Source organism: Niveispirillum sp. SYP-B3756 (genome assembly GCF_009495745.1).
Lineage (GTDB): Bacteria > Pseudomonadota > Alphaproteobacteria > Azospirillales > Azospirillaceae > Niveispirillum.
Map to the genome: position 1 here is coordinate 211,264 of NZ_WIDQ01000007.1, position 13,237 is coordinate 224,500.

Here is a 13,237-nt window from a genome sequence, read left to right on the forward strand (position 1 = left end):
GGCTCTGATCATGGGCGTGAATGCCCGTAACTCCGATGCGCCGACCCCTTTGATGGTGCGGCTTACCCTCTCCCGCGAGGTGCTGGAAGAGGAGATGCGTGCGCGTGTCCGTCGGGGGGAGATGTCGTTGGAGACCTATTTGACCGACGTGAAGGGCTACAGGCCCGAACATATCGGGCCGCAATTGCCGCAATTCCATAAGGCCATCTTCGGCTGATTTTTATCGGGACTGGGGTGGTGCCACCCGCCATTCCCCCGGTGCCAGCCCATCCAGCCGCCAGTCGCCGATACCGATGCGGATCAGGCGCAGGGTGGGGAAGCCCACGGCGGCGGTCATCCGGCGGACCTGTCGGTTGCGCCCTTCGCGCAGCACGATTTCAACCCAACTGGTGGGGATGGATTTGCGGAATCGCACCGGCGGGTCGCGCGGCCACAGCCAGTCGGGCTCCGGCACGGCGCGGGCCTCGGCCGGCAGGGTGGGGCCGTCCTTCAGGTCCAGCCCGCCGCGCAATTGCGCCAAAGCCTCTTCCGTCACCGCGCCATCCACCTGCACCAGATAGGTTTTCGGCCATTTATGGCGCGGCTGGCTGACGCGGGCGATCAGCGCGCCATCATCGGTCAGCGCCACCAGCCCTTCGCTGTCGCGGTCCAGCCGCCCGGCGGGATAGATGCCGGGCTCCTTGATGAATTCTGCCAGCGTTTTGTGACCGGTTCCCTCATCGGTGAACTGGCACATCACATCATAGGGCTTGTTGAGCAGGACAACGCGTCCCATCTGCCAGTTTCCTGAATAGCCACAAAGTTGCCGGGGAGAACCCCAGCGCGTGTGATAGTGGGAGCTGGCGGCCCCCGACGCCACCTTAATCTTGTTCACCGGACGAAGAGGTTGATGATGAATGCCGATGTGAAGCGGATGGGTCTGGAACCGGGCCGCCGGGAAATGATGCTGGCCGGTGCCGCCGGTTTGGCGCTGGCCGCCGCCGGCGGGGCGATGCCGCGTGTGGCCTTTGCCCAGGCCACGGGCGGCCCCGTCTCCCTGCCGCCCTTGCCCTATGCGCCGGAAGCGCTGGAACCGCATATTGATGCGCAAACCATGTCGCTGCACCATGACAAGCACCATCAGGCCTATGTCACCAACCTGAACAAGGCCCTGTCGGAGCATAGCCAACTGGCCAGCCTGACCCTGCCGGAACTGCTGCGCCGCCTGCCGGAGGTGCCCGAAGGGGTGCGCAGCGCCATCCGCAACAATGGCGGTGGCCATGCCAACCATGCCATGTTCTGGTCCATCATGGGCCCCAAGGCCGGCGGTGCGCCCACGGGTGCCGTGGCCGAGGCCATCACCCGCGATCTGGGCGGGTTTGAGGATTTCAAAAAGACGTTCAACGCGGCCGGTACCAAGCAGTTCGGCTCCGGCTGGGTGTTCGTCACCGCCGACAAAGCCGGCAAGCTGGAGATCGTCGCCCGCCCCAACCAGGATACGCCGGTGATGGACGGCAAGGCGGTGCTGATGGGCAATGACGTGTGGGAACACGCCTATTACCTGAAATACCAGAACCGCCGGGCGGATTACCTGGCGGCCTGGTGGAATGTGGTGAACTGGCAGGCGGTGAATGACCGCTATGCCGCCATCCGCCGTGGGGAGTTGATTTGAGGGAAAAGGGCGGGCGGCTTCCGCTCAAGGCCAGCCGCCCGCCCGATCATCAGAACTTGTAACTGACCGTCACCCCAAAGCTGCGCAGGTCGGGCAGCAGGACCACCGGCTGGCGGCCCAGTGTGTTCAGGATCAGGGCGGATTGCGCCAGCACCGGCGTGTCATTGTTGAACAGGTTGCGCACCCAGAAGGATGCCTCCACCTGATCATAAATCAGGCCCACCTTGGCATTCACCAGCGTGCGACCCTTGACATAGCCCAGGTCGGGCGTGGTGAAGCCGTTCTTCTTTGAATTATACTGGATATCGGTGCGGATATAGCCATCCAGCGCTTCTGTCAGCGGCGTTTCATACTGGATGCTGGCATTGGCCAGATGCTTGGCCTGACGCGGCAGCGGGTTGCCAGAGACATCGTAATTGCTGACAAAGCTGGGATAGGAGCGCAGCGAGCCATCCTTGGCATTGACGAAATGTGAGTCGGCATAGGCATAGGAACCCTGCAGCGTCAGCCCCTCCACCGGTTTGGCCGTCACTTCCAGCTCAAAGCCCCGGCTGCGCCCGGTGCCGGCATTCTTGGTCAGGAAGATGGTGGGGGAGGTGGCGGACGGGTTGGTGATCTGAATGCCCTCCATCTCCACATCAAAGACGGAAAGGTTCAGGCGCAGCTTGCGGTCCAGCAGGTCGCTTTTCACGCCCACCTCATAGGTCCAGTTGAATTCCGGATCAAATGGCAGTTCGTCGGCCGTTGGGGCCGTGGCGTTGAAGCCGCCGGCCTTGGCCCCGCGCGCCGCTGAGGCATAGAACAGCAGATTATCATCCGCCTTGTAGTCCAGCGTGAAGCGCGGGGTCAGATATTTGAAGCTCTTGTCCACCTTGGTGGTGGTCGCCCCATATTGGAACAGCGTCTTGGTCTCATCCGTATGGCGCAGTTCGGCCCGGGCCGTCAGCGCCTCGACAAAGGTGTACTGCACGGCGCCAAAGGCGGCATAGGCCGCCGTTTCCTTGCGGTTGCGGCTGAAATAGGCGCTGAAGAAACTGTCCTGCAGGGTGGCGTCGGGGATGTTCTTCAACCCGGCCGCCAGGGCAATGGCCCCGGCGGAGGTCAGCCGCGCGCCGGCCGGCACCGGACTGGTGTCGATGGCATAGGGCGAGTCGGTGTTCAGCCGGTAACCGTAATAGGAAGCGCCGACAATCCACTGGAACGGCCCGTCATCGCGGGATTCCACCCGGAATTCCTGCGAGACATCATAGCTGTTGCCGCCGGAGCCCTGCAGCGCTGTCAGGTTCACCGTGCCGGTCTGGCCAGCCAGCGTATAGCTGAAGGGCACGCCCTTATATTGCCGGTCGAGGTCGGTATAGCTGCGCGTATCCAGCCGGTTATAGCCGGTGATGGAGGAAAGGCGCACGGCGTCCAGATCCTGGGTCAGGGTCAGGCTGGAACGCATGGTTTCCCGCTCCGTCCCCTTGGCACGGCGGTCATAGCCGCTGAAATCCGGGTCTTTCACGCCGGGATAGGCACCGCACCAGGCCCCCAGCGCCCCGGCGATACGCTGGCAATTGCCGGCAAAGATGATCTGCGGGGCGGGGCCGATATCATCATTGGAATAATAAATATTGGCATTGGCCTCAAACCCGCTGTCCAGCACCAGCCGCAGCCCGCCAGAGGCAAAGCGCGATTTATAGCCGCCGATCTTCAGGTCGCTGTCGCCGTAGGAACCGTCCCACTGGTCATAGGCGGCGGCCAGCCGGGCGAACAGCTTTTCCGCCACCAGCGGGCCGGAGAGGGAGCCCTTGGCGGTGAAACGGTTATCATCACCCACGGTGACAGCGGCACTGCCGGACGGCGTGTCGGTCGGCTTTTTGGTGATGTAATTGATGGAGCCGGCATAGGAGTTGCGGCCATAGAGCGCGCTTTGCGGGCCCTTCACCACCTCGATCCGTTCCACATCCAGCAGGCTGCCATCAATGCCGTCGCGGCCGGAGACATAAACGCCATCGATGAAGACGGGGACGTTGTTTTCGTCATCGGAGCGGGAGACCTGCGACAGGCCGCGCACCACCGGGGTGGTGGTGGTCTTGCCGCCGGTGGTGTCGATCTGCAACCCGGCGGTGGCGCCGGCCAGGCTGCTCATATCGGTGATGCCGGCCCGCTCAATCTCCTTTGCCGTCACGGCGGAGATGGAGAGCGGCACATCTTGCAGCGTTTCGCTGCGCAGCCGGGCCGTCACCACGATCTCTTCCAGCAGCAGATCGTCCCCCTGGCCCTGCTGGGCCAAAGCCGGGCTGCCGCACAGCATCATGGCGGCCGTGCCGATGGCGAGTTTCTTTGCGTGTCCCATATTATCCCCTACCTGTTCCTGATTGATGGTTGGTTTTGTTTTCAAAGGACCGCTGCCGGGGTTCCCATCCCCGTGGCACCGGTTGCTGCTCCTGTGCCCCGGCACCTCACCCGGCGCGGGTCAGCACTTCCAGGGCGGCGCGTTCGCCGCTTTCCATGGCCGATTCCATGCCGAAATCGCTGCGGCGTGTGTGTTCGCCGGCGAAATGCATCACCTGCCAGGGCTGGTTCATCTCGCGCGCGAAACTGTTGATCTGGCCGGGGGCGAGGCTGAAGCCGCAGCCCCGTTGCAGCGGGTCGCGGGCCCAGTCCTTATAGGTCGCCACCTTCGCCTTGCCGGCCGAGGCGGGGCGCAGGCGGGCCAGCTCCTCCACCAGGAAGGGCACCACCTGATCGGGGTCGCGCTGGCTGATCGCGGCGGCGCGCTGGCCCACCATCACGATCATGGCGCGGTGGGTGCCGGTGCCCTTGTGGTTATCGATGGCCCAGAACATGCCCAGCGGCCCGTCACTGTTGAAGGAGGGGGGCAACCCATCCTCCAGCCAGAACGGTTCCACATGCATGTAAAGCCGGGCCGTATTGGCATAGGGCATCTGGGCAATGGCCTTGGCCGCCGCCCCGCCGGGGGCGCCGGAAATGGCCACGTTGCGCAGCAGCGTGAAGGGGACGGCGGAGATGATGAAGCGGGCCTTGTAACGGCTGCCATCGGCACAGCGCACGCTGGCGGATGTGTCCGTCAGGTCAATGGCGGTCACCTGCTTGTTCAGCCGCACCGCATCGCCCAGATCAGCGGCCATGGCGGCCGGCAGCAGGTGACAGCCCCCATCGATATTGGAGGTGGAGGTCAGGCCATTGACCAGATCGCGGCGATGCTGTTCGCCGAACGGGTGCAGTTTGGTGGCTTCCTGCCCGCTGGCCGGGCCGCCGAACTTCCGGTCCAGCGCGCCGCGCGTTTCCTCCTGCCACATGCGCAGCACGGAGGTATCATCAATGCTGATGCCGGGGGCCGACAGGGCGGCCAGTTCAATGGCCTGCGCGCTGTGGCCATGGCGCTGCAACAGGGTGCGCAGGCTGATATCCTGATCGGCGAAGGCGGGGTTCAGCCAATCATCCAACTCCTTAAGCGGGTTATATTTCCCCACCAGACGGGAGCCCATCATCATGGGCGCGATCTTGCGTTCCTCGCCGACGCATTGGTTCAGCGGGTTGCTCTCCCAGCTTGCCGCATCGATCCAGTTCCCCTTGTAATGGGTGCCGAAGGTCAGCAGGTCGCGGTCTTCCGGGATCAGTTTCAGCTTGTAGCGCCAGCAGGCATCCAGCACGCGGGCATAGGAACGGCCGATCTGGCTGGCCCCGACATCAATGGGCCCATCGGCCGTCTGGTGGGTGCGCACCCGGCCGCCCACTTGGGCGCCCGCTTCCAGCACGATGGGGCGTAGGCCTTGTTCGCGCAGAATCAGCGCGGCATTCATGCCGGAAAGGCCGGCCCCGATGATGATGATATCGGCCTGTTCCTCCGCAAAGGCGACCCGGGGCGCCAGGGAAAGCGCTGCCGTGGCGGCGAGGAATCCGCGTCTTGTGAACATGATGTCAGCCTCTGATCCGGGATTGTTTCTTTATTGATCAGAAGCTTCGGCGTGAATTCATTCAAAATGAAGGTTTGATATATTTCTTGTCCATTTGGTGGATGGGTAAATATTATCAGTTTTTATTGATGTGTGTCGAATTGTGTATTTTGTGTCAACTTTTGTCGGGGCGGGGGCAACCGCCTGATGGTCGCCCACCCCACCGCGCAAGCGCACCCGCGCCGCGCCCGTGTTAAGGCTGGGCAATATCATGCCGGGGATTGTCATGAACCAAGCCTTTGCCCGCCTGCTGGCCGCCGGGATCAGCCTGTTTGCCGCCAGTGCCGCCACACACGTGGCCCTTGCCGCCGATGCCGTGCAACCGTTCGACCAGCAGACCCCGCCCCCGGTGCCGGATTATGCCAAGGCGGAAGCCTGGGCCGCAGGTCCGGGCGGGCTGGGGGCTGCGGCGGCCCTGCCGGCAGGAGCTACACCCCTGGCCAAGGATGCGGTGGTGGATGTGTTCTATGTCCATCCCACCACCTATCGCTCCAAGGATCGCTGGAACCAGGATATTGCCGACAAGGCGGCCAATGACTGGACCGATGCCAGCGTGATTGCCCGGCAGGCCGGTGTGTTCAATGGCTGCTGTCGGATTTTCGCCCCGCGTTACCGCCAGGGTTCCACCCTGTCCTTCACCAGCATGGACGGCGATGGTGGCAAGGCGTTCGATCTGGCCACCAGCGATGTCGAACGCGCCTTCGATTATTACCTGACCCATTATAATAATGGCCGCCCCTTCATCCTGGCCAGCCACAGCCAGGGCAGCTTTCACCTGATGCGGCTGCTGGAAAGCCGGATTGATGGCACGCCGCTGAAGGGCCGCATGGTGGCCGCCTATATTATCGGCGTGAACCTGTCGGTGGGCGATTTCCCCAAGACTTACAAGAACCTGCAAATCTGCGCCAAGCCGGCACAGACCAACTGCGTGGTGGCCTGGAACGCGCTGTTGCCGACCGCCAATCTGGACGTAATCCTGCCCATGGCCGAACGCCGCTATGTGCAGCGCCATGGCGATGATGCCGGCAAGCAGCTTCTCTGCGTCAATCCCATCACCTTCGATGCCGACCAGCCTGCGGCACCGGCGGACAAGGCGCTGGGTGCCGTGCCCGGCGCACCGGGGGAGGGGGGCTTGCAGCCCTTGAAGGCCAAAGCCGTGGCCGCGCGGTGTGACCGGGGGGAATTGATTGTGGAGCCGGCGGCGGCGCTGGACCTGCAGCCTTTGCCCGGCGGGTCCATGCATTATCATGATTACGGCCTGTTCTATGCCGATATCCGCGCCAATGTGAAGCTGCGGGTGGATACGTTCCTGAAGCAGAAATAAGCTTCCCCTTGACGGGCGGTCCGGGCGATCCAGTATTCAGCCCCATGGACCGCCTGAAGCCCCTGCCGCCGCCCGATCTGCTGCCCCGCCCCCGTGCCGCCACGGCGGCACGAGAACTTGGGCCCTGTGGCCTGTGCGGGCGGCCCATGCTGGATGGCCCCAGCGTGGATGCCCATCACCTGCTGCCACGCAGCCAGGGCGGGCGCGACACGGTGATGCTGCACCGGGTCTGCCACCGCAAGATCCACGCCGAACTGTCGGAAAAGGAACTGGCGCGGCAATACAACACGCTGGAAGCCCTGCGTGCCCATCCCGACATTGCCGACTTCATCCGCTGGGTGGCGCGCAAGCCGCCGGAATTCACCGCCATCACCTTCCGCGCCAAGGATCATGTGAAGGCCGGCAAGCGCTACCGGGACAAATAAGCCACACTTATGGGGCGATCTATCGGGTCGCCTGAAACCCCCGTTGCGGGGTAAATAGTAATGAAGCATGATGGTTATGCAAAAATATCGGACTGGCCGCAAAGGCCAGTCCGCCGAGGCCTGAATTAAGAAACAAGGTCCAGGGAGGATCATCATGTTCAGTTGGCAACATCGGCGCCTGCCGGTGGGGGTTGGCGCACGTGCGTCTGCAATGACATCCCGCAAAGCCATTATTCTGGGCTTGGCCCTGGCCAGCGCCGCCCCCGTAGGCGCGCAGCAGGCCGATCAGGGGGCGCTGGATGAAATTGTTGTTACCGCGCGCCGCCGGTCGGAATCCATTCAGGCCACACCGGTGGCCGTCACCGCCTTCACGGCAGAGGCGTTGGAATCGCGTAATGTCGATACGCTGGATAACATTGCCAAATTTACCCCCAATATCCGTTTCGATGGGGCGGCCGCCTTGTCCGGCGGCAATTATAATGCCACCGTCTTCATTCGCGGTATCGGCCAGAATGACTTTGCCATTTTCAGCGATCCGGGCGTCGGCTTCTATGTGGACGGGGTTTATTATGCCCGCTCCATCGGCGGCATCATGGATGCGGTCGATCTGCAAAGCGTGGAGGTGCTGCGCGGGCCACAGGGCACGCTGTTCGGCAAGAACACCATCGGCGGTGCCGTGCTGATCAATACCCAGCGCCCGACGGCGGATTTCGGCGGCCGGGTGGAACTGACGGGTGGCCGCTTCAACCGGTTCGATGCCAAGGGCACGCTGAATGTGCCGCTGGCCGATGGCAAGCTGCTGACCCGGATTTCCGCCTCCTCCCTCAACCGTGACGGCTATGCCAAGCGGTTGTCGGATGGGCAGGATATGGGCAACCGCAATGCCGACAGCGCCCGGCTGCAGATGCAGGCCGAACTGGCGGAGAATGTTACCTTTCATATCGTTGGCGATGTGACCCGCGCGCGCGAACATTCCGCGCCGAACAAGCTGCTGGCCGTGGCCCCGGCGCCGGGCCTGACCGGGGTGCCGTTCCTGACCAATTATAACCAGTTGGTGGCCCCGTCACGCGGGGTGGTGGCGCCCAATGGCCAGCCCACGCTGAACGGTTCCTTTGTCACCGACAGCCCCTTCACCAATTGGGGCACCGGCCCCAATGTCAATGATCTGGACCTCTGGGGCGTGGCCGGCACGCTGAGCTGGGATGTTGGCGGGGCGGAGATCAAGAGCATCACCGCCTATCGCAAGCTGGCGGCCGTGTTCGGCCGCGATGGTGACAACACGCCCTTCGTGTACCGCGAAACCTACAATGATGATGACCAATGGCAGTTCAGCCAGGAACTTCAGCTCAGTGGTGACAGTTTTGATGGCCGCGTCACCTGGGTGGGCGGGCTCTATTACTTCAAGGAGGAAGGCAGCGACAAGGCGCGGGCCGATCTGGCCATGGGCCTCTGGCCGCCGCTGGGGCCGCCCCTGTCGCCGGCCACCCGGATTCGCAATGATATCGACAACAGCTCCTATGCTGCCTTTGGCCAGGGCAATGTGAAGCTGACCGATGAATTGAGCGTCACGTTGGGTGCCCGCTGGAACCGCGACAAGAAATGGATTTCCGTCTTCAACCAGCGCCAGCGCGACAATGTGATCTTCACCGACGTGCAGCGTTCCAGTAAGTGGAACGCCTTCACGCCCAAAGCGGGGCTGGAATACAAGGCGACCAAGGATGTGCTGCTCTATGCCTCCGCCGGCAAGGGCTTCAAGAGCGGCGGGTTCAATGCCCGCCCGCTGGTCGATGCCTCAGAGGTGACGCAGTATGAGCCGGAAACCATCTGGACCTATGAGGCCGGCGCCAAGACCGGCTGGTTTGATAACCGGCTGATTCTGAACGCCGCCGCCTATCTGTCAAAATATGACAATATCCAGCTGACGGTGAACCAGACCCCGCGCAACTTCGTTGCCAATGCCGCCAAGGGCACCATCAAGGGGGCTGAGCTGGAGGTCAGGGCGCGCCCGGCCAAGGGGTTGGATTTCGATCTGGCTGTCGGTTACACCGATGCCTCTTATGATGAGGTCGGGTCCGGCCTGGGGCCGACCCAGATTCTGCCCATCACCAAGGACGCCAAGTTCGTGAAGACGCCGAAATGGACCGTCTCCACCGGGGTGCAATATACCTATATCCTGCCCGATGACAGTTCACTGGCCCTGCGTGGTGACCTGTCCGCCTACAGCAAATTCTATAATGACGTCGCCAATACCGCCCTGATCGCCCAGGACGGCTATGGCATCGCCAATGCCCGGCTGACCTACACCTCGGCCGATGATGGCTGGACGGCGGCGGCCTTTGTCACCAACCTGACCGACCGGCGCTATTTCGTCTCCGGCAATGCCAGTGCCGCGTTCGGCTTGGCAGAGGTGAGTTACGGCCGCCCCCGCGAATGGGGGGTGAGTTTTGCCGTGAAGTTCTGAGCGGGGAGGGGTGGAGACGGTGACGTTGCCGCCCCCTCAGCCTCCATCCCTGATTCTTCTTCCGTCACCCATGCTGCGGCCGGGGTCCAGTTCGTAGAGCGATAAGCCTGTGACCCTGGACCCCGGCCTTCGCCGGGGTGACGGTGGGGGAATGAGGATCAGCCAACCGCTCTTCCGCCCCAATCGATACACCCGCCCCACAAAGACCAAAAGCCGCCCCGGAAAATTCCTGGGCGGCGATCAATCCCGTATGCGAATAATTTCGCTACGAATTCAAGCGGGCGGAACCCGCAAGGGCTATTAGTAGCCCTCGCGCTCCAGACGCTTGCGCAGCAGCTTGCGCGAACGGCGGATGGCTTCAGCCTTCTCGCGGGCGCGCTTCTCTGACGGCTTCTCGTAATTGCGGCGCAGCTTCATTTCGCGGAAGATGCCCTCACGCTGCATCTTCTTCTTCAGCGCGCGCAGGGCCTGATCGACGTTGTTATCACGAACCAGAACTTGCACGGGACTTTCCACTCCAATGGATGCGCTCATCCGGCAAGCCGGCGTCACGCGATAGGGTTGATCATAGAAAGAAACGGCAATGGGAACCCTTTCAGGTCGTGCCATCGCCCGATCCAGTCGGCGGGGTTATACACATGCCCGCAGCACTTGTGAAGGGCTTGCGGCGGTTCCCCGTCAGATTCATGCGGAATGGCCGACATGCGGGGGGTGAAAGCCGGTTTTCTGAGGGTCAGCCGAAGCGACCGGTGACGTAATCCTCCGTCCGGCTTTCCCGCGGCCGGGTGAAAACCTGCTCCGTATCGCCGAATTCCACCAATTCGCCCAGATGCATGAAGGCGGTCCAGTCGCTGATTCGCGTGGCCTGCTGCATGTTATGGGTGACGATGGCGATGGTATAGCGGTCCTTCAACTGGTCAATCAGCTCCTCGCATTTGGCGGTGGAGATCGGGTCCAGGGCGCTGGTCGGCTCATCCAGCAGCAGCACGGCGGGGCGGGTGGCGATGGCGCGCGCAATGCACAGCCGCTGCTGCTGCCCGCCTGAGAGCGACAGGCCGGATTGCTGCAATTTGTCCTTCACCTCGTCCCACAGGGCGGCATCGCGCAATGCCTGTTCCACTCGCGCTTCCAGCTCCGTCCGGCCCAGCCGTTCATAGAGTTTGATGCCGAAGGCGATATTGTCATGGATGGTCATGGGGAAGGGCGTGGGCTTCTGGAACACCATGCCCACCCGCGCGCGCAGCAGGTTGGGGTCTTGCCGGGGCGACAGGATATTCTGCCCGTCCAGCAGCACCTCCCCCTCCGCCCGCTGTCCGGGATAAAGATCATAGATACGGTTCAGCACCCGCAGCAGGGTGGATTTGCCGGAACCGGACGCGCCGATAAAGGCCGTCACCTCCCGTTCCCGCAGGTCCAGATTGATATCCCTCAGCGCATGGAAGCTACCGTAATGGAAGTTCAGGCGGCGGATGCTGACCTTGGCGCTGGTGGCATCCGTGGCCATGGCGGGGGGCGCCATCTGCAGGCTTGTCTGTTGCATCATTTTCCCTTTCCACCGGCGGACAGCACGCGGGCGAGAATGTTCAGGGCCAGAATAACGATGGTGATCAGCAGCGACCCGGCCCAGGCCAGCTGCTGCCAGCCCTCATAGGGGCTGAGCGCGAACTGGAAGATGGTGACGGGCAGATTGGCCAGGGGGGCGTTCAGGTCGGTGGACCAGAACTGGTTGTTCAGCGCGGTGAACAGCAGCGGGGCCGTCTCCCCGCTGATACGGGCAAAGGCCAGCAGCCCGCCCGTCACCAGCCCCGAGCGCGCCGCGCGGTAGGAGATCAGGGTGATCACCTTCCAGCGCGGCGCGCCCAGGGCGGCGGCGGCCTCCCGGATCGTGTCCGGCACCAGCCGCAGCATATCCTCCGTGGTGCGCACCACTACCGGCACCACGATCACCGCCAGGGCACAGGCACCGGCCCAGGCGGAGAAATGGCCCATGCGCATGACCAGCACTTCATAGATGAACAGGCCGATGATGATGCTGGGCGCGCTCAGCAGCACGTCATTAACGAAGCGGACCAGTTCCGCCAGGGGTTGCTTCCGGCCATATTCGGCCAGCCAGGTGCCGGCCAGCAGACCCACCGGCAGGCCGATCAGCATAGCCATCAGGCTCATGGCCAGGCTGCCGAAAATGGCATTCAGCAGGCCACCGTCGGCCGATCCCGGCGGCGGTGTCATCTGGGTGAACAGGGCCAGGTTGAGGGCGCTGCCGCCCTTGACCACCAGCATCCCCAGGATCAGCAGCAGCCAGACCAGCCCGATCAGGGTAGCCGCCAGCGACAGCCCCATCATCACGGTATTGATGATGCGGCGGCGCAGATAGAGCGTGTTGTGTTGCATGGCTCAGGCCCCTCGCCGGCGTTCCAGATGCCGCAGCATCAGCCGGGCCGCCGTCAACACGCCAAAGGTGATGACGAACAGCAGCAAGCCCAGCGCGATCAGGGAAGAGGTATAGAGATCCCCCGTCGCCTCGGTAAATTCATTGGCGATGGCGGCGGAAATGGTGGTGCCGGGGGCCAGCAGCGACCCGGAAATCCGGTGGGCATTGCCGATGACGAAGGTGACGGCCATCGTCTCCCCCAGCGCCCGGCCCAGGCCCAGCATGATGCCGCCGACCACACCGGCCCGCGTATAGGGCAGCACGACGTTCCACACCACCTCCCAGGTGGTGCAGCCCAGCCCATAGGCGCTTTCGCGCAGCAGGGGCGGCACGGTGTCGAACACGTCGCGGGTGATGGCGGTGATGAAGGGCAGCACCATGATGCCCAGGATCAGCCCCGCCGTCAGCACGCCGATGCCATAGGGCGGCCCCTGGAAAAGTGCCCCGATCCAGGGCAATTCCCCCAGCGTATCGATCAGAAAGGGCTGCACATGGTGTTGCAGAAAGGGCGCCAGCACGAACAGGCCCCAGATGCCATAGATGATGGAGGGGATGCCGGCCAGCAGTTCCACCGCAATGCCCAGCGGGCGTTTCAGCACCGGCGGGCAGCGTTCAGTCAGGAACAGGGCGATGCCGAAACCCAGCGGCACCCCCACCAGCATGGCGATGATGGAGGTGACCAGGGTGCCGAAGATCGGCGCCAGTGCCCCGAACTTCTCCGTCACCGGGTTCCAGGTCTCCGTCACCAGAAAGCCGAAGCCGAACTGGCGCAGGGCCGGCCAGGCCCCATCCAGAATGGACAGCACGATGCCGCCCAGCAGCAACAGTACGAACAGGGCGAAACCGCCTGTCAGCCATTGGAAATACCGATCCTGGCGTTGATAGCGTCCTGCACGGGACAGGGTCGCTGCCGGCTCGGCAATGATCAGATCGGCCATCGCTGCCGCTCCCCGCTGTCATTGGGGTGAAAACAAGGCCGGGGG

General features: G+C 63.2%; 12 protein-coding genes. 5 read left to right on the forward strand and 7 right to left on the reverse strand.

All coding sequences use genetic code 11. The features are described from left to right. The first annotated feature begins 10 nt into the window (after positions 1-10). A complete protein-coding gene (locus GE253_RS16065; protein WP_153205162.1) occupies positions 11-217 on the forward strand; it encodes a hypothetical protein in 207 nt (68 codons plus the stop codon). 3 nt (positions 218-220) lie between these two features. On the opposite strand, the gene GE253_RS16070 is transcribed toward GE253_RS16065, so the two are convergent. After that, positions 221-775, reverse strand: a complete 555-nt coding sequence (locus tag GE253_RS16070) for a pseudouridine synthase (protein WP_153205163.1) — start codon at positions 773-775, stop codon at positions 221-223. 216 nt (positions 776-991) lie between these two features. Here GE253_RS16070 and GE253_RS16075 point away from each other — a divergent pair, with 216 nt between their 5' ends. After that, positions 992-1,651, forward strand: coding sequence for a superoxide dismutase (locus tag GE253_RS16075; RefSeq protein WP_247878698.1), 660 nt, complete (start codon positions 992-994; stop codon positions 1,649-1,651). A 49-nt stretch (positions 1,652-1,700) separates the two neighbouring features. Here the strand turns inward: GE253_RS16075 and GE253_RS16080 are convergent, their stop codons facing one another. Continuing rightward, entirely contained in the window at positions 1,701-3,989 is a 2,289-nt protein-coding gene (locus GE253_RS16080; RefSeq protein WP_153205164.1) for a TonB-dependent receptor, read from the reverse strand. Positions 3,990-4,095: 106 nt separating this feature from the next. After that, the gene (locus tag GE253_RS16085) at positions 4,096-5,574 is read right to left on the reverse strand and encodes an NAD(P)/FAD-dependent oxidoreductase (protein WP_153205165.1); all 1,479 of its coding nucleotides are present in this window, start codon (positions 5,572-5,574) and stop codon (positions 4,096-4,098) included. Positions 5,575-5,824: 250 nt separating this feature from the next. Between GE253_RS16085 and GE253_RS16090 the strand changes: the two genes are divergently transcribed. The 3 genes from GE253_RS16090 to GE253_RS16100 all read left to right on the forward strand — a co-directional run bounded on the left by GE253_RS16090 (position 5,825) and on the right by GE253_RS16100 (position 9,823). Then, positions 5,825-6,937 (forward strand): DUF3089 domain-containing protein, encoded by a 1,113-nt coding sequence (locus GE253_RS16090; protein WP_173012673.1) that lies wholly within the window; start codon positions 5,825-5,827, stop codon positions 6,935-6,937. 44 nt (positions 6,938-6,981) lie between these two features. Further along, a complete protein-coding gene (locus GE253_RS16095) occupies positions 6,982-7,362 on the forward strand; it encodes an HNH endonuclease signature motif containing protein (RefSeq protein WP_153205167.1) in 381 nt (126 codons plus the stop codon). A 154-nt stretch (positions 7,363-7,516) separates the two neighbouring features. Further along, positions 7,517-9,823, forward strand: a complete 2,307-nt coding sequence (locus tag GE253_RS16100) for a TonB-dependent receptor (protein ID WP_153205168.1) — start codon at positions 7,517-7,519, stop codon at positions 9,821-9,823. 300 nt (positions 9,824-10,123) lie between these two features. Here GE253_RS16100 and rpsU read toward each other — a convergent pair whose 3' ends face one another. The 4 genes from rpsU to pstC form a co-directional block, all read right to left on the reverse strand. Then, entirely contained in the window at positions 10,124-10,327 is a 204-nt protein-coding gene (rpsU, locus tag GE253_RS16105) for a 30S ribosomal protein S21 (RefSeq protein WP_089286057.1), read from the reverse strand. A gap of 229 nt (positions 10,328-10,556) precedes the next feature. Further along, positions 10,557-11,342: a phosphate ABC transporter ATP-binding protein PstB gene (pstB, locus tag GE253_RS16110; RefSeq protein WP_153205226.1), complete on the reverse strand. Its 786-nt coding sequence runs from the start codon at positions 11,340-11,342 to the stop codon at positions 10,557-10,559. A gap of 20 nt (positions 11,343-11,362) precedes the next feature. Beyond that, positions 11,363-12,214 carry a phosphate ABC transporter permease PstA gene (pstA, locus tag GE253_RS16115; protein WP_153205169.1) on the reverse strand — a complete coding sequence of 284 codons (852 nt, stop codon included), beginning with the start codon at positions 12,212-12,214 and terminating at the stop codon, positions 11,363-11,365. A 3-nt stretch (positions 12,215-12,217) separates the two neighbouring features. Next, a complete protein-coding gene (gene pstC, locus GE253_RS16120) occupies positions 12,218-13,192 on the reverse strand; it encodes a phosphate ABC transporter permease subunit PstC (protein ID WP_089286059.1) in 975 nt (324 codons plus the stop codon). Positions 13,193-13,237: the final 45 nt, after the last annotated feature.

Excerpts from the sequence above, each read along its gene's own strand:
- GE253_RS16100 (WP_153205168.1), top strand. The coding sequence starts at position 7,517 with ATGTTCAGTTGGCAACATCGGCGCCTGCCGGTGGGGGTTGGCGCACGT.
- GE253_RS16070 (WP_153205163.1), bottom strand. The coding sequence starts at position 775 with ATGGGACGCGTTGTCCTGCTCAACAAGCCCTATGATGTGATGTGCCAG.
- GE253_RS16080 (WP_153205164.1), bottom strand. The coding sequence starts at position 3,989 with ATGGGACACGCAAAGAAACTCGCCATCGGCACGGCCGCCATGATGCTG.
- GE253_RS16065 (WP_153205162.1), top strand. The coding sequence starts at position 11 with ATGGGCGTGAATGCCCGTAACTCCGATGCGCCGACCCCTTTGATGGTG.
- GE253_RS16085 (WP_153205165.1), bottom strand. The coding sequence starts at position 5,574 with ATGTTCACAAGACGCGGATTCCTCGCCGCCACGGCAGCGCTTTCCCTG.
- pstC (WP_089286059.1), bottom strand. The coding sequence starts at position 13,192 with ATGGCCGATCTGATCATTGCCGAGCCGGCAGCGACCCTGTCCCGTGCA.
- GE253_RS16075 (WP_247878698.1), top strand. The coding sequence starts at position 992 with ATGCCGCGTGTGGCCTTTGCCCAGGCCACGGGCGGCCCCGTCTCCCTG.
- GE253_RS16095 (WP_153205167.1), top strand. The coding sequence starts at position 6,982 with ATGGACCGCCTGAAGCCCCTGCCGCCGCCCGATCTGCTGCCCCGCCCC.
- pstA (WP_153205169.1), bottom strand. The coding sequence starts at position 12,214 with ATGCAACACAACACGCTCTATCTGCGCCGCCGCATCATCAATACCGTG.
- pstB (WP_153205226.1), bottom strand. The coding sequence starts at position 11,342 with ATGGCGCCCCCCGCCATGGCCACGGATGCCACCAGCGCCAAGGTCAGC.
- GE253_RS16090 (WP_173012673.1), top strand. The coding sequence starts at position 5,825 with ATGCCGGGGATTGTCATGAACCAAGCCTTTGCCCGCCTGCTGGCCGCC.